General features: G+C 62.1%; 31 protein-coding genes and 2 tRNA genes. 4 read left to right on the top strand and 29 right to left on the bottom strand.

Features of this window, described 5'->3' with window-relative positions:
• The 3 genes from QZS13_RS05230 to QZS13_RS05240 all read right to left on the bottom strand — a co-directional run bounded on the left by QZS13_RS05230 (window position 1) and on the right by QZS13_RS05240 (window position 793).
• Window positions 1–93: transfer RNA gene (locus QZS13_RS05230), tRNA-Ser, on the bottom strand.
• Between the two features lie 21 nt (window positions 94–114).
• Window positions 115–202 (bottom strand) — tRNA-Ser (locus tag QZS13_RS05235).
• A 138-nt stretch (window positions 203–340) separates the two neighbouring features.
• A complete protein-coding gene (locus QZS13_RS05240) occupies window positions 341–793 on the bottom strand; it encodes a YjbQ family protein (protein WP_295586444.1) in 453 nt (150 codons plus the stop codon).
• A gap of 93 nt (window positions 794–886) precedes the next feature.
• Between QZS13_RS05240 and QZS13_RS05245 the strand changes: the two genes are divergently transcribed.
• A complete protein-coding gene (locus QZS13_RS05245; RefSeq protein WP_295586446.1) occupies window positions 887–1,192 on the top strand; it encodes an MGMT family protein in 306 nt (101 codons plus the stop codon).
• A gap of 114 nt (window positions 1,193–1,306) precedes the next feature.
• Here QZS13_RS05245 and QZS13_RS05250 read toward each other — a convergent pair whose 3' ends face one another.
• The 11 genes from QZS13_RS05250 to QZS13_RS05300 form a co-directional block, all read right to left on the bottom strand.
• The gene (locus QZS13_RS05250; RefSeq protein WP_295586449.1) at window positions 1,307–2,239 is read right to left on the bottom strand and encodes a thiamine pyrophosphate-dependent enzyme; all 933 of its coding nucleotides are present in this window, start codon (window positions 2,237–2,239) and stop codon (window positions 1,307–1,309) included.
• 15 nt (window positions 2,240–2,254) lie between these two features.
• On the bottom strand, window positions 2,255–3,433 hold the full coding sequence (gene porA / locus QZS13_RS05255; RefSeq protein WP_295586451.1) for a pyruvate ferredoxin oxidoreductase: 1,179 nt from the start codon (window positions 3,431–3,433) through the stop codon (window positions 2,255–2,257).
• A gap of 13 nt (window positions 3,434–3,446) precedes the next feature.
• Entirely contained in the window at window positions 3,447–3,755 is a 309-nt protein-coding gene (locus QZS13_RS05260) for a 4Fe-4S binding protein (RefSeq protein WP_295586454.1), read from the bottom strand.
• Window positions 3,752–4,330, bottom strand: a complete 579-nt coding sequence (locus QZS13_RS05265; RefSeq protein WP_295586456.1) for a 2-oxoacid:acceptor oxidoreductase family protein — start codon at window positions 4,328–4,330, stop codon at window positions 3,752–3,754. The genes QZS13_RS05260 and QZS13_RS05265 overlap by 4 nt, the downstream gene beginning before the upstream one ends.
• 60 nt (window positions 4,331–4,390) lie before the next feature.
• A complete protein-coding gene (locus QZS13_RS10195; RefSeq protein ID WP_307986755.1) occupies window positions 4,391–4,645 on the bottom strand; it encodes a hypothetical protein in 255 nt (84 codons plus the stop codon).
• A 43-nt stretch (window positions 4,646–4,688) separates the two neighbouring features.
• Window positions 4,689–5,825: a 5-bromo-4-chloroindolyl phosphate hydrolysis family protein gene (locus tag QZS13_RS05275; RefSeq protein WP_295586462.1), complete on the bottom strand. Its 1,137-nt coding sequence runs from the start codon at window positions 5,823–5,825 to the stop codon at window positions 4,689–4,691.
• A 2-nt stretch (window positions 5,826–5,827) separates the two neighbouring features.
• A complete protein-coding gene (locus tag QZS13_RS05280) occupies window positions 5,828–6,037 on the bottom strand; it encodes a DUF896 domain-containing protein (protein ID WP_295586464.1) in 210 nt (69 codons plus the stop codon).
• A gap of 10 nt (window positions 6,038–6,047) precedes the next feature.
• Window positions 6,048–6,272, bottom strand: a complete 225-nt coding sequence (locus QZS13_RS05285; RefSeq protein ID WP_295586467.1) for a DUF4177 domain-containing protein — start codon at window positions 6,270–6,272, stop codon at window positions 6,048–6,050.
• Window positions 6,273–6,289: 17 nt separating this feature from the next.
• Window positions 6,290–7,087: an RNA-binding protein gene (locus QZS13_RS05290; RefSeq protein WP_295586469.1), complete on the bottom strand. Its 798-nt coding sequence runs from the start codon at window positions 7,085–7,087 to the stop codon at window positions 6,290–6,292.
• Complete coding sequence (locus QZS13_RS05295) at window positions 7,080–8,831, bottom strand: ABC transporter ATP-binding protein (RefSeq protein WP_295586472.1); 1,752 nt, start codon at window positions 8,829–8,831, stop codon at window positions 7,080–7,082. Before QZS13_RS05295 ends, QZS13_RS05290 begins: the two co-directional genes overlap by 8 nt.
• Before the next feature lie 108 nt (window positions 8,832–8,939).
• Window positions 8,940–9,878 (bottom strand): SH3 domain-containing protein, encoded by a 939-nt coding sequence (locus QZS13_RS05300; RefSeq protein WP_295586475.1) that lies wholly within the window; start codon window positions 9,876–9,878, stop codon window positions 8,940–8,942.
• A 231-nt stretch (window positions 9,879–10,109) separates the two neighbouring features.
• Between QZS13_RS05300 and udk the strand changes: the two genes are divergently transcribed.
• Window positions 10,110–10,727, top strand: coding sequence for a uridine kinase (gene udk, locus QZS13_RS05305; protein ID WP_295586477.1), 618 nt, complete (start codon window positions 10,110–10,112; stop codon window positions 10,725–10,727).
• A gap of 43 nt (window positions 10,728–10,770) precedes the next feature.
• On the opposite strand, the gene QZS13_RS05310 is transcribed toward udk, so the two are convergent.
• From QZS13_RS05310 to QZS13_RS05350, 9 genes are all read right to left on the bottom strand, one after another.
• Window positions 10,771–11,772, bottom strand: a complete 1,002-nt coding sequence (locus QZS13_RS05310; protein ID WP_295586481.1) for a biotin--[acetyl-CoA-carboxylase] ligase — start codon at window positions 11,770–11,772, stop codon at window positions 10,771–10,773.
• Between the two features lie 72 nt (window positions 11,773–11,844).
• Entirely contained in the window at window positions 11,845–12,897 is a 1,053-nt protein-coding gene (gene srtB, locus QZS13_RS05315; RefSeq protein WP_295586483.1) for a class B sortase, read from the bottom strand.
• A gap of 6 nt (window positions 12,898–12,903) precedes the next feature.
• On the bottom strand, window positions 12,904–13,962 hold the full coding sequence (locus QZS13_RS05320; RefSeq protein WP_295586486.1) for a type IV pilus twitching motility protein PilT: 1,059 nt from the start codon (window positions 13,960–13,962) through the stop codon (window positions 12,904–12,906).
• Window positions 13,963–13,980: 18 nt separating this feature from the next.
• The gene (locus QZS13_RS05325; RefSeq protein ID WP_295586488.1) at window positions 13,981–14,391 is read right to left on the bottom strand and encodes a hypothetical protein; all 411 of its coding nucleotides are present in this window, start codon (window positions 14,389–14,391) and stop codon (window positions 13,981–13,983) included.
• Window positions 14,384–14,812, bottom strand: a complete 429-nt coding sequence (locus QZS13_RS05330; protein ID WP_295586490.1) for a hypothetical protein — start codon at window positions 14,810–14,812, stop codon at window positions 14,384–14,386. The genes QZS13_RS05325 and QZS13_RS05330 overlap by 8 nt, the downstream gene beginning before the upstream one ends.
• A complete protein-coding gene (locus QZS13_RS05335; protein ID WP_295586493.1) occupies window positions 14,809–15,312 on the bottom strand; it encodes a DUF4860 domain-containing protein in 504 nt (167 codons plus the stop codon). Before QZS13_RS05335 ends, QZS13_RS05330 begins: the two co-directional genes overlap by 4 nt.
• On the bottom strand, window positions 15,309–15,629 hold the full coding sequence (locus tag QZS13_RS05340; protein WP_295586495.1) for a hypothetical protein: 321 nt from the start codon (window positions 15,627–15,629) through the stop codon (window positions 15,309–15,311). Before QZS13_RS05340 ends, QZS13_RS05335 begins: the two co-directional genes overlap by 4 nt.
• Before the next feature lie 4 nt (window positions 15,630–15,633).
• Complete coding sequence (locus tag QZS13_RS05345) at window positions 15,634–16,662, bottom strand: type II secretion system F family protein (protein ID WP_295586498.1); 1,029 nt, start codon at window positions 16,660–16,662, stop codon at window positions 15,634–15,636.
• 107 nt (window positions 16,663–16,769) lie between these two features.
• Entirely contained in the window at window positions 16,770–17,795 is a 1,026-nt protein-coding gene (locus QZS13_RS05350) for a transglutaminase family protein (protein ID WP_295586500.1), read from the bottom strand.
• A gap of 259 nt (window positions 17,796–18,054) precedes the next feature.
• Between QZS13_RS05350 and QZS13_RS05355 the strand changes: the two genes are divergently transcribed.
• On the top strand, window positions 18,055–19,227 hold the full coding sequence (locus QZS13_RS05355; protein ID WP_295586503.1) for a BTAD domain-containing putative transcriptional regulator: 1,173 nt from the start codon (window positions 18,055–18,057) through the stop codon (window positions 19,225–19,227).
• 131 nt (window positions 19,228–19,358) lie between these two features.
• Here the strand turns inward: QZS13_RS05355 and QZS13_RS05360 are convergent, their stop codons facing one another.
• The 5 genes from QZS13_RS05360 to QZS13_RS05380 all read right to left on the bottom strand — a co-directional run bounded on the left by QZS13_RS05360 (window position 19,359) and on the right by QZS13_RS05380 (window position 23,267).
• The gene (locus QZS13_RS05360) at window positions 19,359–19,730 is read right to left on the bottom strand and encodes a DUF2085 domain-containing protein (protein ID WP_295586506.1); all 372 of its coding nucleotides are present in this window, start codon (window positions 19,728–19,730) and stop codon (window positions 19,359–19,361) included.
• A gap of 1 nt (window position 19,731) precedes the next feature.
• Window positions 19,732–20,028 (bottom strand): zinc ribbon domain-containing protein, encoded by a 297-nt coding sequence (locus QZS13_RS05365; protein WP_295586508.1) that lies wholly within the window; start codon window positions 20,026–20,028, stop codon window positions 19,732–19,734.
• A gap of 162 nt (window positions 20,029–20,190) precedes the next feature.
• A complete protein-coding gene (gltA, locus tag QZS13_RS05370; protein WP_295586511.1) occupies window positions 20,191–21,585 on the bottom strand; it encodes an NADPH-dependent glutamate synthase in 1,395 nt (464 codons plus the stop codon).
• A 2-nt stretch (window positions 21,586–21,587) separates the two neighbouring features.
• Window positions 21,588–22,430 carry a sulfide/dihydroorotate dehydrogenase-like FAD/NAD-binding protein gene (locus QZS13_RS05375; protein ID WP_295586513.1) on the bottom strand — a complete coding sequence of 281 codons (843 nt, stop codon included), beginning with the start codon at window positions 22,428–22,430 and terminating at the stop codon, window positions 21,588–21,590.
• Window positions 22,431–22,604: 174 nt separating this feature from the next.
• The gene (locus tag QZS13_RS05380) at window positions 22,605–23,267 is read right to left on the bottom strand and encodes a Crp/Fnr family transcriptional regulator (protein ID WP_295586516.1); all 663 of its coding nucleotides are present in this window, start codon (window positions 23,265–23,267) and stop codon (window positions 22,605–22,607) included.
• A 187-nt stretch (window positions 23,268–23,454) separates the two neighbouring features.
• On the opposite strand from QZS13_RS05380, the gene QZS13_RS05385 reads away from it, so the two are divergent.
• Entirely contained in the window at window positions 23,455–23,904 is a 450-nt protein-coding gene (locus QZS13_RS05385) for a CBS domain-containing protein (protein ID WP_295586518.1), read from the top strand.
• A 46-nt stretch (window positions 23,905–23,950) separates the two neighbouring features.
• Here the strand turns inward: QZS13_RS05385 and QZS13_RS05390 are convergent, their stop codons facing one another.
• Window positions 23,951–24,541, bottom strand: coding sequence for a 4'-phosphopantetheinyl transferase superfamily protein (locus QZS13_RS05390; protein ID WP_295586521.1), 591 nt, complete (start codon window positions 24,539–24,541; stop codon window positions 23,951–23,953).
• Window positions 24,542–24,669 lie beyond the last annotated feature (128 nt).

The following is a 24,669-nucleotide window of genomic DNA, read 5'->3' on the forward strand; positions in this document are numbered from 1 at the left end:
TGGCGCAGAAGGAGGGATTTGAACCCTCGCGCCGGTTTTATCCAGCCTACTCCCTTAGCAGGGGAGCCCCTTCGGCCTCTTGGGTACTTCTGCAACTATAATGATTGAAAGATGTGGCGGAGAGAGTGGGATTCGAACCCACGGACGCTTGCGCGTCGCCGGTTTTCAAGACCGGTTCCTTCAACCGCTCGGACATCTCTCCACGATGAAAGCTGTCCGCTGCCCGAACACTTGTAGTATGATACCATACCATTGGATGGTTGTCAACAGGATTTGAAAATTATCCTGAAAATTTCCAGGGTCTGCCGGAGAGACTCCGGCAGACCTCCGCTCACTCGACTCACTCGCCCATGACCTGGAACACGATGTCCCGCACCCGGTCCCGGGTGTCGCACTCCACCAGCGTCAGGTTCTGCCAGGGGCCCACGGTGATGCGTCCGTTCACGAAGGGAACCGTGATAAACGGGGACAGCAGTGCCGCCTTGATATGGGACGAGCCGTTGTCGTCGTGCCACGTCTCATGGTGCCAGTAGGGCACTACACGGCCCTTTTCGTCCAGGTACGGGGAAAACACGTCCAGCGCCGCCTTCAGGTCATGGTTCACCATGCCCGGCTCAAACTCCAGGGTCGTCAGGCCCGCCACGCCGCCGGTGGTAAAGCCCGTAATGGTGCCCGCGGAGATGCCGTGGGTCCGGCATGCCTCCGTCACCGCGTGCTGGAAGTCCTCCGTCACGTCGATCATGCCCATATGGGCTTTGGTGTGATAGGTCTTGGTTTCCGTATAAACGGCCATCGCAATTCCCTCCCGTTCTTTTTCTGCATTGTACCACAGTCCGTGGCGTGATACAATATTTCGCAGTAAATCGGAAGCAGGGAGGGAACAATTATGGGTGCAGTATTTGCCCGATTCTATGCCATTGTGGGGCAGATCCCGCCGGGGAAGGTATCCACCTACGGACAGGTGGCCCGGTTGGCGGGAATGCCCCGCTGCGCCCGGACAGTGGGCTACGCCATGGCGGGCTGCACGGACCCGTCCGTCCCCTGCCACCGGGTGGTGGACCGCTTGGGCGGGACCAAGACGTGCTTTGATACCTTCGCCCCCGGCACCCAGCGTGCGCTGCTGGAAGCGGAGGGCGTAATATTCCGGCCCGACGGCACCGTGGACCTTGAACAATGCCTGTGGAAGCCCTGAGCGCGTGCCCGGCTGCCGCTGGGCACGCAGCTTTTCCTCTCGGCACACAAAAACCCCGGACGTCCATAAGGACGTCCGGGGTTCTTCTTTCAGATGGTGACCATCCGGGTGAGATTACATCTCGCAGAGCTTGAGGAGCTCCTCCCAGTTGCGGTCCACTTCCTTCTGGACCTCTTCGATCATCCACTCGTTGCCGGGCTTGAACATGTGGGCGAAACGGCCCTGCATCTTCAGGTACTCCTCAACGGGCTTCTTCTCCTTCGGCTTGTAGCTGAGGATGTACTTGCCCTCGATGACCTCATACAGGGGCCACACGCAGGTCTCAACAGCAGCCTTGGTGATCTCCATCATCTTCTCAGAGGGATAGCGCCAGCCGCGGGGGCAGGGAGCCATCACGTTCAGGAAGGCGGCACCGGGGGTGTAGATAGCCTTGTGGGCCTTCTCGGAGATGTCCTTGAAGTTGCCGATGAAGGTGGTCTGGCCAACATAGGGGATACCGTGGGCCACCATGATCTTGGTCAGGTTCTTCTTCTGCTGCATCTTGCCGGGGATCACCTTGCCCTGGGGGGTAGTGGTGGTATCGGCGAAGTGAGGCGTGGAGGAAGAACGCTGGATACCGGTGTTCATGTAAGCCTCGTTATCATAGCAGACATACACCATGTCGTGGCCGCGCTCCATGGCGCCGGACAGGGACTGGAAGCCGATATCATAGGTACCGCCGTCGCCGCCGAAGGCGATGAACTTCCAGGTCTCATCCAGCTTGCCGCGCTTTTTCATGGCCTTATAGGCAGTCTCCACGCCGGAGATGGTGGCGCCGGCGTTCTCGAAGGCGTTGTGGATGAAGCTGTCCTTCCAGGAGGTGTAGGGATACATGAAGGTGGAAACCTCCAGGCAGCTGGTGGCAGAGCACACAACCGCGTGATCCTCAGGGTTCAGGGCGCGCAGCACCGTCCGCACAGCGATGGGAGAGCCGCAGCCCGCGCACATTCTGTGACCGCCTGCAAGACGGTCTTCCTTCATAACGTTTTCTTTCAGATTGTAGCTCATGACTTGACTCCCTCCTTATTCCCGGACGTCCAGGTAGCGATAGGTCTCGCCCACCTCGCCGGTAGCAATGACCTTCTCCAGCTCGGCAACCACGTGCTCGATGCTCTCCACCCGCACGTCGCGGCCGCCCAGGCCGTAGATGTAGTTGATGCCCTTGGGGGCGCTGATGCCGGCAGCATACAGTCCGGCGGCCACTTCGGCGTAGATGGGGCCGCAGTGGGCGTTGAAGCTGTCGTCCTTATCCATGGCGGCGAAGGCCTTCACGTTCTTCAGAGCCTCGGCGATCTCCTCGGCGGGGAAGGGACGGAACGCACGGATCTTGATGAGACCCACCTTCTTGCCCTGGGCACGCATCTCCTGGATGGCTTCCTTGGCGGTACCGGCGGAGGAGCCGATCATGATCAGAGCCATCTCGGCATCGTCCATCATGTACTTTTCGATCAGGCCATAAGTACGGCCGGTCATCTCGCCGAACTCGGCGCCGACCTTCTTGATGACTTCCTTGGCGTCGATCATGGCCTGAGCCTGCTGACGCTTGGCCTCCATGTAGTACACGGGGGTGGCGTAGGCGCCCACGGCCATGGGCTCATCCTTGTTGAGCAGGAAGTGCTGGGGCTTGTACTCGCCCACGAACTCCTTGACCTTCTCCGTCTCCACCAGCTCGATGTTCTCGATGGCGTGAGAGGTGATGAAGCCGTCCTGGCAGATCATGATGGGCAGGCTGACAGCCTCAGCGATGCGCATGGCCTGCAGGTAGTTATCGTAAGCCTCCTGGTTGGTCTCGGCAAACAGCATCAGCCAGCCGGCATCCCGCACGCCCATGGCGTCGGAGTGGTCGTTGTTGATGTTGATGGGGCCGGACAGGGCACGGCAGGAAACCGCCAGGGTGATGGGCAGACGGTCGGAAGCAGCCACATACAGCATCTCGGTCATGTAGCACAGACCGCAGGAAGAAGTGGCGGAAATAGCACGGCAGCCGGCAGCCTCGGCGCCGATGCAGGTGGACATGGCGGAGTGCTCGGACTCCACAGCGATGAACTCGGTGTCCACTTCCCCGTTATCCACGTAGGTGGAGAAATACTGGGGGATTTCGGTGGACGGGGTGATGGGGAATGCGCCCATCACGTCCGGGTTGATCTGCTTCATTGCGTAGGCAATGGCCTCATTGCCGGAAAGTCTTTCTCTGATTCCCATAGTGATCCCCTCCTTATTTCTCGTCCTTGACCATGGTGATGGCGCCGAAGGGGCAGGCGTTTGCGCAGATGCCGCAGCCCTTGCAGAAGAAGTAGTCGAAATCGGCGCGCTTGCCGTCGGCACCCACGGGGATGGACATGTCGGGGCACACGGGAACGCACAGCAGGCACTGCTTGCACTTGTCCCAGTCGATGACGGGCTTCATGGTGCGCCAGTCGCCGGTTTCCACGGTGACAGAGGTGCCGCCTTCAAAAATGTTGCAGCCGGGGGTAATATCCTTCCAAGTGACGTCGGGCGTCATATCCTTAGCCAAATGACTCATCCTACCTGTACCTCCTCCATAGAACGCTTCAGGGCACGCATGTTGCCCTCGATGACCTGGGGCTTGGAGGCGAACTTATGCTTGAAGGAAGCCTCCATATCCTTGACGAATTCCTCGGGCTCCACAACGCCGGAAACTTTCACGATGGCAGCCAGCATGGGGGTGTTGGGGAAGTTGCGGCCCAGCTCCTCCTCGGAGATCTTGCCTGCGTCGATGGTGCACACCTTGCCCTCGTAGCCCTTGAGCATGGGACGCAGCTCGTCGGGGCTCTTGCTGGAGTTGATGACGATGGCGCCTTCCTTTTTCAGACCGGCGGTCACGTCAACGGCGGAGAGCAGCGTCTCGTCCACCACGACCACATAGTCGGGGAAATAAATATTGGAGTGGACAGTGCTGCGCTCAGAGCTGATCCGGTTGTACGCCGTGATGGGCGCGCCCATACGCTCCGGGCCGTACTCCGGGAAACCCTGGACATACTTGCCCGTGTTGAAGGCGGCGTCCGCCAGCAGCAGGGACGCGGTCTTTGCGCCCTGGCCGCCACGGCCGTGCCAGCGGATCTCTACGATGTCTTTCATGTCTGATCCTCCTCGTTCAAATGTTTCACAGTGTTCGAAAATCGGCGAATTAACACCTTTTTAGGGACGCTTGTCAGCATAACCAGTATATCCTTTTCGGACACGCCATGTCAATTGAACTGGGGGCGTTGACGGTGGAGAAATCCCGCTTCCCATTTTGGTGATTTTGTTGGCTTTTGCCGCTGAAATTTCGGCTTCTTCTAAATTTCCGCTGCTTCTTTCAACAAATTTTTCGTTTATGTATTGTGCAGAATTGCTATTTTCTTTTGGGTGTTTTTCCTGTGCGGTCAATTGTGTTTTATGCATTTTTGACAAACGGGACGGCACCGTCCCCGGTACCGCCCCGTCTTTGTCCGATTCATGTTTGTTCCTGCCGGTGCTCCGCCGCCGTCCCCAGGCCGAAGTCCTCCTCCACACTGGCCGTGTCCCGCCGGAGCATGGTCTCCATGACCCGGATGTCGCTGTCCACATCCATGGCGTCCGCCTTGTACAGCTCGTCGAGCTGGTGCTCGAAGCCCCGGACAATGGCGTCCATGGTGGAGGCGATGCGCCCTTTCGCCTGGCGCAGGTTTTCCCCCTCCACCCCGGCGGCCTCAAATTCCGCATAGGAGTCCAGCAATTTCTGGGTGGTGGGCAGGTAGTAGTTGAGGAAGGTGTCGATTCGCCCGGCCTTTTTCGGGTCCTCCTCTACCGCCCGGAAGATGCGGGCGGTGATTTCCTCCAGCCGATCGATTTTGGCCGAGAGCACCGGGTCGGCAATGGCGTCGTTGGCCCGGCGGATATTCCGCAGGATACCGGAGTAGCCCTCCTCCGCCTCCTTGGGCGTCTGGGCAGCCTGGGCAGCCGCCTGCTTTTCCCGCAGCTCGTCCATGGCCTTGTCGCTGCGGAAGAGATACCCCAGCTCCATATTCAGGTAGGCCGTGGGGCCGAAGTAGCCCTGGTCCAGCATCCGCTCCAGATCCCGCTGCACCCGTCCGGCAGGATAGCCCAGGGTGCGGCCCAGCTGGTCCAGGCTCATGGCCTCCCGGTCTCCCACCACCGCCAGGTACTTGGCGTACCGCCGGAGCCGGCGGTCCATGGTGATGCCCGCGCACAGCATGGCCACACCGCCGGCGGACACGGCCAGGGCCTGGAGCAGGTCCTCCAGATACCACGACTCGATGCCGCCCACGAAGATCATCATATCAATGGGGTCCCAGCAGGCCAGAAGCCCCGCCGCAGCCGCCGCAGCGCCGATGATCTTGAGCCACCGGGCGCTGGACCGCTTTTCCGCCGGGGACCGGGTCACACCGGCCGCTTTCCGCGCCTTGGGCGCCGTCTCCTTCTTTTCCGGGATGCTCCCGGACAGGGGCGGCGCCTGGACGCACTGCTTTTTCCCGTCGCTTTTGAAGAGCTTGACCAGCAGCAGCACCAAGGCAATGGGCCAGACACCGACCGCAAACAGCACCACGATCAGCGGCCAGCCCCAGTCAGCCTTTTTCTTCCGGGATGCCACCCTTATTCCCCCTTCTTTTTGAGCTTGTGCTTATTGCCCTGCTGGTCCACGATATAGGTCCGGTCCAGCTGCCCCTTCAGGCTGCCCAGCACCGCGTCCACATACTCCCGGCGCAGCGCGGCCCGCTCCTGCTGCTCCCACTCGGTGAGTCCCTCCGGGCTCTTGGCCTTCCGGGCCAGCTCGTTGATCCGGTCAATCTGCTTTTGATCCATATGCTCCTCCTTATTCCGCGGCCGCTGGCCGTTCAAATACCAAATCCACTGTCTCGATAAATCCCCCGGCCCGCTGGCTTCTGGGGATGCATCCGGCATACCGCCAGCCCTCCGACGCCCTCCGGGCGATGATCTCCCGGTGTCCGTCGGTGGTCAGCCCCACGCCGCCCAAGAAGCTGAAGCCCGAGGCGCAGTCGCAGTCCACCGTCTCAAATTCGTATTCGTACTCCGTCATGGTGTCCGCTCCTTTCCTTACACATACCGCAGCAGCGTCACGGAGATGCGGCCCTTTTTCGTGGTGCCGCCCACCTCCACCAACCGGAATTTTCCAAAGCCCCGGGCGGAGACGGTGTCCCCTGCCGTCAGGAGCTTGTCCGCCTTGGTGCACTCCATCCAGTTCACCTGCACCCGGCCGGAGGCCACTACTTCCGCCGCTTTGCCCCGGGACATCCGCAGCCCTGACGCGATCACCGCGTCCAGCCGCAGGGAGGACACCGTGTCGTGCACCTCCTCCGTGGACGCCTGGGGCACGTGGACACAGCTGCGCTCCACCTCCTCCAATCGCAGGTGGGTCCGGCCGGCGCTCTCCCAGCTTTGCAGCAGGAAGTCCGCCACCGTGTCCAGCACCAGTACGTCCGCGCTCTCGTCCGTCACCAGGATGTCGCCCACCTTTTCCCGGGCAACGCCCATGCCCATGAGGCTGCCCAGAAAGTCCCGGTGGCTCAGGGTTTTTTCCGCCCGGAAGGACGCCCGCAGGCAACGGATGGGACTGACCGTCTCCGCCGTCTCCGCATCCAGCCAGTCCGGCAGAAACAAGATCACCTGCCGCTCCGCGTCCGGATAGCCGCCGGTACACACATAGCTTCCCTCTCCGGCCCCCGCCAGGCGCAGCAGCTCCATCGACCGCAGCCGCTGCTGGGGGGTGAGGAAGTCCGTGGCCGCGGCGCTTCCCCGGCGGCTGCTCTGGGCATAGCGGTCCAGCACCCGGGAAAGGGCCAGCCGCTCCTCCCCGGCCGCCCCCAGCCGGTCCAGCAGTACGCCCTTATCCATGGCGCAGCTCCTGGGTCCGCACCAGGGCGGCGTAGGCCCCGTTTTTGGCCATGAGCTCTTCATGGGTGCCAAGCTCCGCGATGCGGCCCTCCTCCACCACGGCAATGCGGTCGGCGTTGCGGACAGTGGAGAGGCGATGGGCGATGATGATGGTGGTCCGGCCCTGGGAGAGCTTTTCAAAGGTCTCCTGGAGCTTGGCCTCCGTCACGCTGTCCAGCGCGGAGGTAGCCTCGTCCAGAATGAGGATGGGCGGGTCCTTGAGGAAGATCCGGGCAATGGAGATGCGCTGCTTCTGTCCGCCGGAGAGCAGGGCGCCCCGCTCGCCCACGTAGGTGTTGAAGCCGTCGGGCATGGCAATGATGTCATCGTAGATCTCCGCCAGCTTCGCCGCATGGGCCACCTCTTCCTCCGTGGCACCGGGGCGGCCGTAGCGGATGTTCTCCAGAATGCTGGCCGCGAACAGGAATACCTCCTGCTGCACCACGCCCACGTTCTGGCGCAGGGACTCCTGGGTCACGGAGCGCACGTCCTGGCCGTCGATGCGGACGGCGCCGTCGGTCACGTCGTAGAACCGGGGGATCAGCTGGCACAGCGTGGACTTTCCGCCGCCGGAAGGACCCACCACCGCCACCGTCTCACCGGGTCGGATGTGCAGGTCCACGTCGTGGAGCACGTCCAGATCGTCCTGGTAGGCAAAGCTCACGTGGTCCACGTCCACCTGGCCCCGGACGCCGGTGAGCACCTTGGCGTCCGGCGCGTCCTGCATGGCGGGCTCCTCCCGCATCAGCTCGATGAACCGGCCCAGGCCCGCCGTGCCGTTGGCAAAGAGCTCGGCGAAGTTGGAGAGCTTGCGGACGGGGTTGACGAAGGTGGTGATATACAGGCTGAAGGTAATGAGGTCCACCGTGTCCATGCTGCCCTGCATGATGAGCAATCCGCCCACGGCGATGACCGCCACAGACAGCAGCGTCAAAAAGAATTCCATGGTGGCGTTGAACCGGCCCATGGCCTTGTGGAACGCCCGCTTGGACGTCTTGAAGCTGTCGTTGGAGGAGTCGAACTTCTTTAACTCCGCCTCCTCGTTAGCAAAGGCCTTGGCAGTGCGGATGCCGGACAGGCCCGACTCGATGTCGGCGTTGATGACGGCGGTGCGCTGCTTGACGCGGCGGGAGGCCTCGTTCATGGATGCCCGGCACTTCCACACCACGGCGAAAAACACCGGGAGAATCAGGGCGATTACCAGGGCCAGACGCCACTGGATGGTAAACATGATGACAAGAGAGCCCACGATGGTCACACCGGAGATGAAGATGTCCTCCGGCCCGTGGTGGGCCAGCTCCGTGATATCGAAGAGGTCCGCAGTCAGGCGGCTCATCAGCTGGCCGGTGCGGTTGCGGTCATAGTAGTCAAAGCTCAGCTCCTGCATGTGGCGGAACAGGTCCCGGCGGATGTCCGCCTCCACCAGGATACCGAAGGTGTGGCCCCAGTAGCAGATGATATACTGGAACACCGCCCGCAGGGCGAATGCCGCCAGCACCACCGCCATCACCGCGAAGAACGTGCGGTAGGCGCTTTGGGGCAGCAGCTCGTACATGCACCAGCGGGAGACGTAGGGAAACGCCAGGTCGATCAGGGAGATCACCAGCGCGCAGGAAAGATCCATGATGAACAGCTTCCGGTGGGGCCGGAAATAGGTGAGGAAGATCGCCAGGGGCGATTTGCGCTGAAATTCACGAGTGGTCATAGCTGTGCTCCTTGTTTTTTCATACTGATACAGTTTAGTATGATATCACATTTTCCGGCCATACGCAACGAAAGATCCCCGGATGCATAGCACCCGGGGATCTTTTTCTCATTGATTGGCCAGGAACTCACTCTTCATGTAGCCGGTGGTGTCCGCGCCGCCGTTTCCGGCGAAGGTGATCTTGTACCAGCCGCCGCCGGCGCTCTCCACCACCTTCACCTCCGCGCCGTTGGACACGGTGGCCAGGGCCTCATAACTGGTGCCGGGGCCAGAGCGGACAAACACACCGTTGCCGGCATTGACCACCACAGCGGAGCCCGCCTTCAGTCCGGAAGCAGAGGACGTCGTGCCGCTGCCAGGATTGGAGGTCGCCGTGGAGGCGGCGGCACTGACGTTGCACCGGACGATGCAGGTGCCCTTCTTCGTCCCGTCGGTCACCACCACGTTCACCGTTCCGTTGGAGACGGCGGTCACCTTGCCGCTGGAGTCCACGGAGGCGATGCCGCTGTCCTCACTGATCCAGGTGTAGCTGCCGCTGCCGCCGGAGACGGTGATGGTGTGGCTCTCGCCCACGCTCTTGAGGGTGAAGTCCGTGGTGCTCAGCGTCAGTCCGTCAGGCAGCGCCGCGACCTGCTCGTAGGTCATCTCGCCGGTGGTGGGCGTGGTGTCGTCCTCTTCGCCGGTGGACGGGGTGGCATCATCGGTTACGGACGGGTCCTCCGGCATGCCGGTTTCACCCTCCCCGCTCTCCTCGCCGGTACTGTCGTCGGGCGGAACCACTTCCTCCACCTGGCTGCCTGCCAGACTCTCCGCCCGCTTCCGGAACTCGTCGCCGAACAGCAGATACACCAACAGCGCCAGCATGATGATAATCAGCACCACCAGCGTGGGCGTGAGCAGATTGGGCTGGTTCCTGGACGAGGACCGCTTGCCGCCCCGCCGGATCTTGGTTCCGTTGCGGGCGGCTGCCTCTTCCTCGCAGAAAGGACAGGTCTTATATGTATCGGAATATTTTTCCCCGCAGACGGGGCAGCGTTTCATAGCCATAGGGGCACTCCTTCCGAATGTTTCGATGCTTTACATAACATAATATCGGCTTTCCCCTCTGCCGTCAAGTACGACGGGGCGGAATTTTCGCTTTTTCGCCGTTTTCCGTACACCGGAAAAAATCCGTGCGCCGCCCGAGGGGGCCGCTTGCGGTTTCACGCCGCAGGCTGTATAATAAGACGAATTACGCGGTCATTTTGTTGCATGGTGCCGCGGAAGGGAGAAGATTGCATGGATACGATCCTCATCGGCATTGCGGGGGGTACCGGCTCCGGAAAGACCACCCTGACCCGCCACCTGAAAGAGCACTTCGGCGACGCCGTCACCGTCATCGGCCACGACAGCTACTACAAGCGCCAGGTCGGTAAGACCTACGCCGAACGGGCGGCGGTCAACTACGACCACCCCTCTGCCTTCGACACGGAGCTTCTGGTGGAGCACCTTCGGCAGCTCAAGGCCGGCCACAGCGTCCAGTGCCCCGTCTACTCCTATGTGGAGCACAACCGCACCGATGAGACGGTCACCGTGGTACCCAACAAGGTCATCATCGTCGAGGGCATCCTCATCTTCCAGAACCCCACTCTGCGGGACATGTTCGACATCAAAATCTTCGTGGAGACCGATGCGGACGTGCGGATCCTGCGCCGGTGCCTGCGGGACGTGGAGGAGCGGGGCCGCACCCTCCAGTCGGTGGTCACCCAGTACCTGACCACCGTCAAGCCCATGCACGAGCAGTACGTGGAGCCCTCCCGGAAGTACGCGGACATCGTGGTACTGGAGGGCGGCCACAACCTGGTGGCCCTGGAGATGATCATGCAGCGCATCCAAAACCACATCGACCAGCAATGACCCGCACAAAAGCAGGCGGCGCCTTTCGGTGCCGCCTGCTTCCTTATTCCACGTAGCCGCTCATGCCCCGGACGGAGACCTCGCCGGAGCGGATGACCTGCTCGGCCCCGCTCTCCAGCCGCACCACCAGGCCGAACTGGTCGTCCACGTCCAGCGCCAGGGCCCGGGTACGGCCCTGGGGACCGATGAGCTGCACCTGCCGGCCCAGGTTCACGCACCGGCTGCGGTAATCGGCAAGATACGCCGCCGTGTCCCCTGCCGCCAGAGCTCCGTAGAGCCGGTCCAGGGCCCGGATCTCCGCCGCCGCCAGATCGCAGCGGCCCACCGGGCGCCCCAGCTCCTGGGTCAGGGAGGTGGCGATCTCACGGACCTGGGGGGAGAAGTCCTCCGGCATCTGGCTCACATTGACGCCAATGCCCACCACCAGGTATTGAAGATGCCCGCTCTCCGCCTCCAATGACAGCTCCGTCAAAATACCGCTGAGCTTCTTGCCGTTCAAAATGGGGTCGTTGGGCCACTTGAGTCCCGGCCGCACGCCGCATACCTCTTCCACCGCCTGGCACACCGCCACCCCCGCCATCGCCGTGACGGACATCAGCCGCTCCGGCGGAAGCTCCGGCCGCAGCAGGGCCGTGAGATAAATGCCCTTTCCCTTCGGGGAGAGGAACGCCCGGTCCATGCGCCCCCGGCCCGCTGTCTGGCCGTCCGCCACCACCACGGTGCCGTCGGGGGCACCGGAGGCGGCCAGAGTCTTGGCATAATTGTTGGTGGAGTCCACCTCCTCCAGGCACACCAGGTTCCGCCCCACCCGGGCCACGCTGCCCAGGCGGCTGCGGATCTCTGGCTCCGTCAGCACGTCCGGCGCGGCGGCAAGCCGGTAGCCAAGACCCGTCCGGGCCTCAATATCGTATCCTGCCCGCCGCAGGGCGTCCACCGCCTTCCACACGGCGGTGCGGCTCAGTCCCAGCTGCCGGCTGAGCTCCTCCCCGGACAAAAAGGTACCGCCGCTGCGGCGCAGGGCCTCCAAAACCGTCTCCCGGCTCATAGTCTCCTCCTTTTGATCTTCCGAATAAGAACGGGCGCCCCGGATCATCCGGAGCGCCCGCGCGCTTTTGGGTCACTGCGCAGGCGGCGTCTGGCCGTCCCCGTCCGCTTGGGATGCATCGCCGCCGGTGACGCTGCCCAGGGCAATGTCCAGCAGGGACGAGGCATCCGTCTCCTGGTCCTCTCCGGATGCGGAAGGCTCCTGCGTCTGATCCGGTACCGTCTCCGGTGTCTGGGAACCGGCCTCCTCCGGTGCGGACTCCGGTGCGTCCGTCTGCGGCGTCTGCTCCGGCTGCGCCGGCTCCTGTTCCACCGCGTCCGACGGGGCCTCACCCCGCAGCACCGCCTGCACCACCCAGCGGGTGGCGTGGCCGTTGCCGGTGCAGGTGGACAGGGTCAAAATCCGGTCGTAGGTATTGGGCACCACGCCGGTATCGATGACGGACTGATCCAGACAGTAGTCGATGAAGTCCTGCCGGGCCTGGGTATCCGGAAACTGAAGGCGGTACGTCTGGCCCTGGGTGCTGACCTCATAGGCCGCGAAGATCTCATACTGGTGGCTCCCGGCGTCGTTGGTGATGTAGACACAGGGGTGGGAGGTCCAGTAGCTGAGGCTCTTGTAGTACTTGAGGGAGGCAAACATGGAGCCGTTGTTCATCCGGTGGCCGTAGATAATGGTATTGAAGTTGTCAAGATCCGGGCTGTTGGCGCTCTCCATGAAAATGGCCCCCACCACGCTGGTCCACTTCTTCCAGGTGTGGTTGAGGTAGTAGTCGTTGTCGTCCCCCTGCACCAGCGGGTAGGAGAGGACGGTGTTGGGAATGAGAATCCAGCCCAGCACGTCGTCGTTGACTTCCCGCAGTGCGGTAAAGTCCATGTTCCGCAGGGCGTCGGCGTAGGGGTCCACATAGACGGGCTTTTCCTCCGCCTCCGTTTCCTCCTCCGGCGCCTCGGGCTCCGGCTCGGGAAGTTCGCTCAGGTCCGGCAGCTCCACCAGCGCCTCCGCCTCCTCGTACATCTCCTCGCCCCGGCGGTACTCCAGCTGCTGGCGCACCAGCAGCACCACGCTGACCACCAGCACCGCCGCCAGCAGCAGGGAAATCCCCAGCCTCACACGCTTTTTCATAGGCGCTTATCCCATGCGGCGGAGCATCTGCTCAGGGTTGTCGGCATAGTCCAGAGCCGTCTGACGGGTGATGAACTCCTTCCGGTACAGCTCCAGAATGGACTGATCCATGGTGCACATGCCCTCTGATGCCCCGGCAGAGATGACGTTATCGATCTGATGGCTCTTGCAGTCCCGGATCATACTGCGGATGGCGGGCGTCATGTGCATGATCTCGAAGGCTGGGATCATGCCCCCCCGCATATCCGGCAGCAGCCGCTGGGAAACCACCGTGTGCAGCACCATGCTCAGCTGCACACGGATCTGGGACTGCTGGGTGCTGGGGAAGGAGTCAATGATGCGGTCGATGGTGTTCACCGCCCCGTTGGTATGCAGCGTGGCAATGAGCAGATGGCCCGTCTCCGCCGCCGTCATGGCGGTGCGGATGGTCTCGTGGTCCCGCATCTCCCCCAGCAAAATCACGTCCGGCGCCTGGCGCAGGCACGCGCGCAGGGCGGAGAGATAGTCGGTGGTGTCGATGGCGATTTCCCGCTGGCTGACGATGCTCTTCTGGTCCCGGTGCAGGTACTCGATGGGGTCCTCCAGCGTGATGATGTGGCCCTCCCGGGTGCGGTTGATCCGGTCAATGATGCACGCCTGGGTGGTGGACTTTCCGCTGCCGGCGGTGCCGGTGACCAGCACCATGCCGTGGGCCACGTCCGCCAGCTCCATGACGGACTCGGGGATGTGCAGCGTCTGATAATCCGGGATCTCAAAGGCCACCACCCGCACCACGGCGGCCAGGGAACCCCGCTGCTGGTAGGCGTTGACCCGGAACCGGGCCAGGCCCGACACCGCAAAGGAGAAGTCGTCGTCCCCGGTCTGGCGGTAGTGCTCCATGGACCGGTCCGCCATGTCGTAGAGCCCGGCGATCAGCCGCTCCGTCTCGCCGGGAAACACCTTCTCCCCGCTGATGGGGATAATGCGCCCGTCCCGCTTTTCGCTGACAGGGCCGCCGGCCACGATAAAGAGGTCCGACGCCCGGTCCTGTACCGCCTGTTCCAAATAATCCAGTAACTCACGCATGGATATCGCTCCTTTGTCTCAATTGGTGGGGACGCTGCCGTCCCACAGATCCAGGCTCTCATCCGCCTCCCACTGGGCGGTGGACACCGCCTGCCAGCGCAGCACCGTCCAGGTGCCGCCGCGCTCTTCCACCTGTACCTCCAGGGCCTGGGTATCAGAGATGGGGCAGGTGTAGGCGTACACGCCCTCCGCCTCCGTCACACCCTCCGGCATTTGGCCGCTGCGCAGCCGGGCGAGGATCTCCTCGGCCCGGCAGTCCGCCTGGTAGTAGCCCGCCACGGCCTGGGCCGAGGCGTCCGACAGCCGCCCGTCCGCCTGCACGGTGGCAAGGCCCAGCAGGGCAAACACCGTCAGGCACAGTACGGCGAAGATCACCAAAAGCGAGCTGCCGCCCACCGCCGGCGGGGAAAACCGCTCCTTGTCATGCATGTCCCGTCACCTCCTGCCAGGCCACGGGAATGGAGAAGAGCATCTCTCCAGACGCCGTGTACACCGCCGCCTGGGCACATCCCAGCAGCGGCTGGTCACTTTCCGCCGGTGTCACCAGCACATGGTAGGCCGCCCGGGACTGCTCCTGACAGGGCTGCCAGTCCCCGTCGTAGGAAATGCCCCACACGGCGCCGTTCCAGTCTCCGCCGTACTGCCCCGCCGCTTCGGCAAAGTCGCCGCCGCAGCCCTTGAGCACCTCGGCGGCGTTCTGTGCCGCCGCCACCGCCCGGTCCTGATCGGCGTAGTGCCGGGACGCCCGGTCGGAAAAGGCGAACACCTGCACGCACAGTGCCGCTGCCAGGGCGAACACCAGCACCATCACCAGCTGCTCCATCAGCACCAGGGGCGCTCTGCTTCTCATGGCGCCGCCCCCTCTCCGCTGCGGAGGGTCCAGTTCAGGTCGGTGATCTCCCCGTCCGTGCCGGTGAGGGAGGCGCCGATGCCCCCGTCCGTCTCAAAAAAGCGGACGCCGCCGGCAGGGACCACCGCCTCTCCGGCATCCTTGTCCAGCTGTGCGCCCTCTTCGGCGAACAGCTCCCGCACATATCCGTCGTACCAGTAGACCCGGGTCGTGTAGGCGGCGCCGTCAATCTGCTCGGTGAGGAAGAGGGTATCCTCTCCGTCGCCGCCGTCAAAGGCACCCACCCGCACGCCCCCCGCTGTGTCCGCCTGGCGGATGCGGGTGGTCAGGTACTGGGCGGCAGTGCGCCAGCCGCAGGACGCGTCGTCCCGCTGCGTCAGGGCACGGTATCGCTCCGCCCCTGTCAGCAGCACGGACAGCACGCACACGGCGAACACGCCGAATACCAGCAGCACCGCCAGCCCTTCCATATGATGTTTCAATGGCTTGTTGTTGATCATTTCTCGTTTTCCAGCACCGTGATGTCCGGCATCAGATTGGAGGCAAACACCCGGTAGTCCACCGTGTAACGTTTGTCATCCACCTGCACGCCGTAGTGCTCCTCCAGATATGCAAGGTCCGGCGGGTAGATCCCCTCCGCAGCGTAGCAGGCCGCCGACGCCTGGCGCAGCGATTGCTCCAGCCGATCCCGGCCCTCCGCCTGACGGCCGCTTTCCAGATGGTTCAATGCCGTGAAAAATACCAGCATGCCGGCGGCGAGCACCACCGGTGCCAGCAGCCCGGCCACCATGGCGGGCCAGCGTCTCGTCCGTCTCATACGCTCACCCGATGGCCGTCATGATGTTCATAAGAGGCAGCATCACCGAAAGCAGAATAACCCCCACCAGCAGCGATGTCACCAGTACCAGCGACGGCTCCACCTGGCCCACCCGGGCCTCCAGGGCGTACTCGCTCTCCTCGCCCAGACGGCGGGCCACCTCTTCCATGACTGCGTCGCCGGTGCCGCTGCGCTGACCCAGTGCCACCAGGCGGCAGCTGGCCGCCGGCAGCACGCCGGATGCTCTCAGCGCCTCGGACAGCTCCTCGCCCCGCTCCAGCCGGTCCAGGCAGTCCCAGCACCGGGCCTGGGCGGCGGGGATATCCGATTGGAGCTGGCCGGCCAGGTTCAGTGCCTCCTCCAGGGGAAGGCCGCTGCCAAGGCCCATGGCCAGTGCCTGAGCAAACTGGGCCGTGTGCATCATCCGGGAGAGGCCCTTGTCCCCCCGTGCGCGCCGCCACAGTCCCATGACGCCCTGCCGGACGGCAGGCACCGCCGCAAAGGCCCCCAGAAATACCGCGATCACACCCAGCAGCACACACAGCACCGGCAGTGCCCCGTCCAGAGCCCGGCCCAGGGACAAAAGCCCGCCGGCCACGCCGGTGAGCTGCCCGCCCAGCGAGGCATACACCTCATTGAATACCGGCAGCACCTTGGCAAGCAGAATCACGATGACCGCCAGCATCAGCACCAGCATCACTGACGGATACAAAAGGGCGCTGCGCAGCCGCCGGTCCATCCGGCTGCGGCCATCGTAGTACACGGACAGCGACCGCAGTGCCTCCTCCGTCCGGCCGGACCGCTCCCCCATCTCCAGAAGTCCGGAGACGTAGGCGGGAAAGCGGCCGGAAGAACCCAGAGCCGCGGCCAGGGACGCCCCGTCATCCACCTGACGGGCCATCTCCTCCAGCCAGGCGCGGTCGCCTCCGGCGGCCTCCTGGGCCAGCAGCGCCAGGCCGTCCCCCGCCCGCACGCCCGCGTGGAGCAGCAGGGAAAGCTCCATGCACAGGCCGGAAATCTGTTCGTTTGTCAATGTTTCACACTTCATGGCAGATCCTCAATATCCAAAAAATGGGCTTGCAGATAAACCGCAAGCCCATTTTAAACCAATCCCGTCCGTTCGTAAAGACAAAATCCGTTTTAATAGAAGTATTTGGCCGTATAGTTCTTGCCGTCGCCGATGTACTGCATAATGGCCGCGCTCTGGCGTCCGCTGGATGCGAAAGTGGGGTCCATCCGCTGCCAGGAGGTGCCGTCAAAATAAATGGCACCGTTGATCCATCCTGTCTCGTCGGACCAGACGCTGATCCAGGCGTGGTAGGCGCTGCCGGCGTAGCCCACCACCAGCTTGCAGGGGACGCCCTGGCTGCGGAGCATGCCGGTCATCAAGGAGGCGTAGTCAAAGCAGATGCCTTTCCTGCTGGCCAGAACAGAATCCAGCACCGGCAGGTAGCCGCTTTGCACCGTGGCCGCCAGCTGCTTGTCGTAGGTCAGGTTTTTGACCACGTAGTCGTACACCGCCTGCACCTTCTGCAGCGGGTCCGTCATCCCGGCGGTGAGCTCCTTGGCCTTGGCTACCGTTTTGGGGGCGTTTTCATAGTCCACGTACTGGTTGGGCCGCAGGAACGGGGCAAATTCATCCGTCATAGACGCGGTAAAACTTGCAGAGAGCACCGTGGCGTACTTGGAGCCGGAGGTGTTCTCATAGACGATCACCTGGTAGCTGCCGTTTCCGTCGGACAGGGGGAAAGTCTCCCAGGTGCCGGCATCAATATTATAGGTATAGGTGGTGGTGGGGCCCTTCACCTGGGCCTTGAGGCGCTTGGCCGTGGAGGCCGTATACTTGACCATCACATAGCCGTCTTTCGTGTTGGAGTAGTCAATGACCGCCTTGCTGTTTTCCTTGGCGGCGGTACCGGATGCCTCGGGCACCAGCATGGTATCCAGTGCGGGAGCCCCGGCCAGGGCCACCGCCTCGTCGGCCAGTTCCACCTCTTCCAGAGGCGTCACATCCACGTAGGCCTCCTCCGGCGCCACTTCCTCGGTCTGGACCTCCTCCAGCTCGGTGCCCTGGGAATCCTCCTGGGGCTCCGTCGTCCCGCTCTGGCCGCAGCCGCTGAGCAGGCACGCCGCCAGCAACAGCGGCAGCATATGCTTCAAAATCATCCGCAAATCGGATCTTCCTTTCTTCATGCACTCGCGGGAATATACTTCCGCAGTTTCAGTATAGCAGGTTTTCCGTAATTTTGGAAGTATTTTTTTGTAAAACGCTTTCTTTTTGTATAAAATTATGTATCTATCCACTTTTGCTTGCAATGTTTTGGCAAGTGTGCTATGTTGTACATATATAGTGGCTATTTTCTGCGCAGGAAGGACAAAGGAAGGGGGGTGCTGTCAAATGTCGGAAAATGTCCTTGAAGTACGGATGTTTGGCAATTTTTCTGTCCGCAAGGGAGAACAAGAAATCAACGACAGCGACAATCGCTCCCGGAAAGTATGGCTGCTGCTGGCCTACATGATCTACTGCCGGAGCCGCTCCATCACCCAGGACGAGCTGGTGGGCCTCTTGTGGAGTGACGGCGAGAGCAGCTCCAATCCCCTCAATGCCCTCAAGACCATGTTTCATCGGGTGCGAACCTCCCTCAACCAACTGGATGGTGCCGCCGGGCACACGCTGATTATCCGCCGGGAGGGAAACTACGCCTGGAATCCGGACGTGCCCTTTTTCTTCGACGTTGACGAGTTCGAGCGGCTGTGCCGGGCCGGTGCCGTGGCAGAGGACGAAAAACAGCGCCTGACAGCCTACCAGCAGGCACTGGCTCTCTACAACGGAGACTTTCTGCAAAAGCTCTCCGGTGAGGCATGGGTCATCCCCATTTCCGCCTATTTCCACAATCTCTATATCCACACCCTGCTGGAGACGCTGGCGCTTCTGGAAGCCCGGGAGCAGATGGAGCCCGCCGTGGAACTGTGCCGCAGCGCCGTCGTCATTGAACCCTATAACGAGCTGATCTACCAGCACCTGATGCGGGATCTGCTGGCCCTGGGAGAGCAGCGGGAAGCCATCTCCATTTACGAGGAGATGAGTCAGCTGCTGTTCGACAACTTCGGCATCATGCCCGCCGACGAATCCCGGGCACTGTACCGGGAGGCCGTCCGCACCGTCAATGACCGGGCCGTTTCCATGGGCACACTGCGGGAACAGCTGCGGGAGCCCGACGGAGCCAGCGGCGCCCTCTTCTGCGACTACGACTTTTTCAAGGTCATCTACCACGCTGAGGCCCGGGCCGTGGCCCGCAGCGGAGACGCGGTGCACATCTGCCTGCTCTCCGTCACCGACGATGCCGGCGAAGAGCTGGCAAAGCGCAGCCTGGACCGGTGCATGGAAAACCTTCAGGAGCTCATCCGCAGCAGCCTCCGTCGGGGGGACATCGCCGCCCGGTGCAGCGTGTCCCAGTACATCCTGATGCTGCCGCAGGCCAACTACGAAAACAGCTGCAAAGTCTGCGAGCGCATCGTTCGGGCTTTCTTCCGCCAGTATCCCCACTCCCCCGCCAAGCTCCACTACACCGTGCAGCCGCTGGAACCAAATGTATAATAAAAACCCCCGGCCAGGCCGGGGGTTTTTTATTATAGGTCCGCAAAGCTTTTTACTGCCAGTCTTCCCGTTGTACAAGGCAGGTCCGCCTGCCGCAAATGCTCTCGCCGCCAACACGGGGCGAACACAATTCAAGCCCCGGCCCTCCACGCCAGGCCCAGATCCCGTCCCTGTCGGAACACCCAGGCCGTGGACAGGAAGAACAAGGCCGTCAGGCCGTAGCCAAACAGGATTCCCGTCCAGAGGCGCCGGAGGTTGCGGCTTTCATAGGTAGTGCAAAGCTGCACCAGCCCGTCTGCAATCAGCGGCACCAACATGCTGCCCGCCAGCGCCGCAGACGGATGCCACAGCCACCAGCTGCCCACTGCCGTCAAAATCCCCACCAGCTCGCCGGTACAGCGGGCGCACAACGGCAACTGTTTTCCGTGCAGGAAAAACGACCGCTCCGGCCTGCAGTGGCAGCCGAAGATGATCGGCAGCCATTTGTATGCCCAGTCCCGCACCTCAGCTGATCACCGCCGAGCTGATGCCGATAGCAAAAGCCAGCACATAGAACAAAACATACAACCCCACGGATACCAGCGCGCCGATGCCCGCCGCCTTGGCCGTCCGGGGTTTGGTGTCCTTCCACACCAGGAACAAAATAAGCCCCGCCAGAGGGATGCAGCAGCCCAGAAGTCCCCACAAAAAACCGCCCTCATCCGGCGGGGCCGTGGGCTCCGTTCTCTGCTGTGCGCCGCACTTGGGACAAGTGAGTGCATACTCATTGATCTCCGCTCCGCAGTTTCTGCAATAGGCCATCGCTCTCAGCCTCCCTTTTCTTGTTTCTATGTAATCCGGTCCACCGTCAATCTTGCAGGTTTGCCAATCCAATTGCCGAACATCCGTCCGGCCACTGATTTCCGGTGAACAAACGGCCCCCGGCGGGATTGCGCCGGGGGCCGTTGATACGATCCTGTTTGCTTATTCCTTCTTGCTCAGCGCCTCGTCAATGGCACGGGCAGCCGTCTTGCCGGCGCCCATGGCCAGGATGACAGTAGCAGCGCCGGTGACGGCGTCGCCGCCGGCATACACGTGGTCCTTGGAGGTCAGGCCATCCTCGTTGACCACGATGCCGCCCTTCTTGTTGATCTCCAGGCCGCGGGTGGTGGACTTGATCAGGGGGTTGGGGCTGGTGCCCAGGGCCATGATGACGCAGTCCACATCCAGATCAAACTCGCTGCCGGGAATCTCGATGGGCCGCCGACGGCCGGAGGCGTCGGGCTCGCCCAGCTCCATTCTGATGCAACGGATCTTGTTGACGTTGTCGTCCTCGTCGGCGAAGATCTCCACGGGGTTGTTGAGGGTCTTGAAGATGATGCCCTCTTCCTCCGCGTGCTCCACTTCCTCGCGGCGGGCGGGAAGCTCCTCCATGCCGCGGCGGTAAACAATGTAGACCTCCGCGCCCAGACGCTTGGCGCAGCGGGCCGCATCCATGGCCACGTTGCCGCCGCCCACGACAGCCACCTTCTTGGGATGGATGATGGGGGTATCGGAGTCGGGCTTATAGGCCTTCATCAGGTTGATTCGGGTGAGGAACTCGTTGGCGGAAAGCACGCCCTTGTAGTTGACGCCGGGGATGTTCATGAACATGGGAAGGCCCGCACCGGAGCCGATAAACACCGCCTCGAAGCCCATCTCGTCCATCAGCTCATCCACCGTGATGGTGCGGCCCACCACCGTGTCGGTCATGATCTTCACGCCGAAGTACTCCAGACGGGACACTTCCTTCTGCACGATGGCCTTGGGCAGACGGAACTCGGGAATGCCGTACACCAGCACGCCGCCGGCCAGGTGCAGCGCCTCGAACACGGTGACGTCGTATCCCTTACGGGCCAGGTCGCCGGCGCAGGTCAGACCCGCAGGGCCGGAGCCAACCACCGCCACGCGGTGGCCGTTCTTCTCGGGCAGAGCGGGCGCGCCGCCCTGGTGACCGTGGGCGTTGTGATAGTCCGCCACAAACCGCTCCAGACGGCCGATGCCCACCGGCTCGCCCTTGATGCCCCGGACGCACTGGCCCTCGCACTGGTTCTCCTGGGGGCAGACGCGGCCGCAGATGGCAGGAAGGCTGTTGGTGGAGGTGATGATGCCGTAGGCCTCATCGAACTTCCCCTCGGCCACCTTGGAGATGAACTGGGGGATATGTACATTCACCGGGCAGCCGCCCACGCACTTGGGATTCTTGCAGTTGAGGCAGCGCTTGGCCTCGTCAATAGCCATCTCCGCGGTGTAGCCCAGCGCCACCTCGTCAAAGTTCTTGTTGCGGACATTGGGCTCCTGAGAGGGCATGGGATTTTTCACTAAAGACATATTGGCCATGATTACTGGGCCTCCTTCTTGAACAGGTTGCAGGTCTCCTCGTGCTTGTGCATCTCGAACTCGTGATACATCTGGTTGCGCTTGACCGCCAGATCCCAGTCCACCTTGTGGCCGTCAAAGTCAGGGCCGTCCACGCAGGCGAACTTCATCTCGCCGCCCACACTCAGACGGCAGCCGCCGCACATGCCGGTGCCGTCGATCATGATGGGGCTCATGGACACAGTGGTGGGAATGCCGTAGGGCTCGGTGGTCTTGGAGACAAACTTCATCATGACCATGGGGCCGATGGCGAACACCTCATCATACTGGTTGCCCGCCTCAATCAGCTCCTTGAGGGCGTCGGTAACCAGGCCCTTCTGGCCGTAGGAACCGTCGTCGGTGCACACCTTCAGCACGCTGCTGGCAGCGCGGAACTGATCTTCCAGGATCACCAGATCCTTGTTCTTGAAGCCGATGACCGCGTGGACCTCGGCGCCGGAGTCGTGGAACTTCTTGAGCACGGGATAGGCAATAGCACAGCCCACGCCGCCGCCGACCACGCACACCTTCTTCTTGCCCTCGGTCTCGGTGGCCTTGCCCAGGGGGCCCACAAAGTCCTGCAGGCAGTCGCCCTCGTTGAGGTGGCTGAGCTTTTCCGTGGTGGCACCCACGGTCTGGACAATAATGGTCACCGTGCCCTTTTCGGGATTGTAATCATTGATGGTAATGGGAATCCGCTCGCCGTTTTCGTCCACCCGCAGAATAATGAACTGGCCGGGCTGCGCCTTCTTGGCAATCAGAGGGGCCTCGATCTCATACCGGGTAACAGTGGGGCGGAGTGCCTCTTTTCTCACGATACGATACATATTGTTCCTTCTTTCCCTTATGTCTGAATTTTAGACGCCGGCATGTGCCGGGTCTTCGATGCGACACATTGTTTACATTTTAACATATGCGTCTGAGCCAGTCAACGAGTTTTCACGGTTATTTTGCCAAAATTTTAACGTTCTTTTTGGGGATTTTCGCCTAGTCGCCATGTCTCACGTACACAAGGTCACTTTTCGTCCTTCCGTCTGGATGACACCCTCCGTGCGCAGCCGCTTGAGCTCCCGCATCATGGCGCTGCGGTCCGTGGCGATGTAGTCCGCCAGGACGCTCAGGGAAAACGGCAGAGTAAATGTGGGGCCGCCCGCCTTTTCCGACAGCTGCCGGAAGTAGCAAAGGAGCTTTTCCCGGATGGAACGCCGGGACAGCACATCCACCCGCTCGCTCAGCCGCTGGGCCTTGTCTGCGATCAGCCGCAGCATATTCTGCACCAGCAGGCTGTGATGGGTGCAGGCCCGCTCGCAGCGCTTGAGGATGTGGAAATAGTCGATGAAAATCACATCGCAGTCCGTCCGGCAGACCACCTCCAGACTGTCTCCCCCGGTGGCGGAAAAGGCCAGGTTCTTCCCGAACACGCCGCCGGGACCCAGCTCCTCCAGAACGGTGGCCACACCGTCCTCGTCAATGCGGATCAGCGACGCCTGGCCCCGCTCCACAATGCCCACCGTGGTGCCGCCGGGCGCTGAGAAATCGTACATCAGCTCATCGGCCCGGAAGGAACGCTGCACTGCCTGAAAGCAGTCCATCATCCGCCGGTACTGGTCATAGGTAATGTCCTGAAACAGAGGGCTTTGTTCCATCTCTTTTTGTGTCAGCACGTATACCGCCCCTTTTGTTGCAAATATCACTGTTGGATATCATAGCAGTCCCACACCGGGTTGTAAAGCCTCCCGGCGGCAAATTTCATAAATTATTAACCATTTTCAGGGCAGTTCCCTGTATACTGTTACTAGAGCCTGAGGGCTGAATACGGGCGGCTCCCGCCCTGAGAAAAGAGGCATCGCAGTGAACATAGCGTATTTTCTGATCCCCAAGAACAGTGTCGCCTATCTGTACGATGACTTCACCTTCCGCCAGGGACTGGAAAAGATGCGGTACCACGGCTATACAGCCATCCCTGTGATCTCCCGGGACGGCCGGTATGTGGGCACCGCCAGCGAAGGCGATTTCCTCTGGCGTCTTCTCTCGGAAGACGCGGAACGTCCCCGCCCCTGTTCCATGCGGGATATGGAGCAGCTTCGGGTAGGGGACATCCTGCAAAGCAACAACTATCCTCCCGTCCGCATCACCGTAAGCATGGAGCAGCTGCTGCACAGTGCCATGAACCAGAACTTCATTCCCGTGGTGGACGACTACGACTCGTTCATCGGCATTGTAACACGCAAGGACATCATCCGCTATTTCGCAGGGGAGTCCCGCCAGGAAACGCCAAACCTTCTTCGCAAGATCGTATAAACAACCCGGAGCCGGCAGGAATTCTGCCGGCTTTTCTTTTTATCATTTAATTAAATGTATCCGTCAGGCGCAGACAGGTTATGCAGAGCCTGCCCGGCTCCGTATAGCTGGCGCAGGCCCGGTACCCCGGAAAGACCGCCGCCTGCCACAGCCGCTCACCCGGCGCCAGCGGCGTCTCCGCCCCCAGCGGCACGGCGGCGGCCAGCCGCTTGGCCCGAGCCTCCCGCCGGACCCAGCTCTCCAAAAATGACTCCTGATTGCTGCAGCCCAGCCGGGCAAGCAATCGGGGATGGACCCGACGCGCCCGTTCAATATCCACGCCGATCTCCTCCCCTGACAATCCCACCAGCACACCGCCGTCGGTGTGGCTGATGCTGAAATGCACGGAGGGCAGCCCCGGAAAGAAGGGCTTCCCCTCTCCCCGCCGCTCCATGGGCGGCAGTGCATCCATGGAACTGTACTGTTCTTGCAGTGCCCTGCGTAGAATCCAATAGGCGGCCAGCGCCTGCGTTTCCTGCTTTGTTCCCGCCAGACGCTCCAGCCGGGCCCGCCGCTGGGGCGGCAGGTTTTCCCGCATTCGCTGCCGCTGCTCCTGCGTCGGCGCCGCGTCGATCCGCGCTGCCCACAGCTGCACCATGCACATCCCTCCCTTTTTTGCCATTTTACCCGGGCAGGAAACGCTCTGTAAACCCATCCGCGAAAAAAAAGAAAAATTTTTTCAAAAAAAAGAGGAAATTCAGGCAGCAGAGGGTATATAATAAGTGT

Source organism: uncultured Oscillibacter sp., assembly GCF_900546705.1.
Lineage (GTDB): Bacteria > Bacillota > Clostridia > Oscillospirales > Oscillospiraceae > Oscillibacter.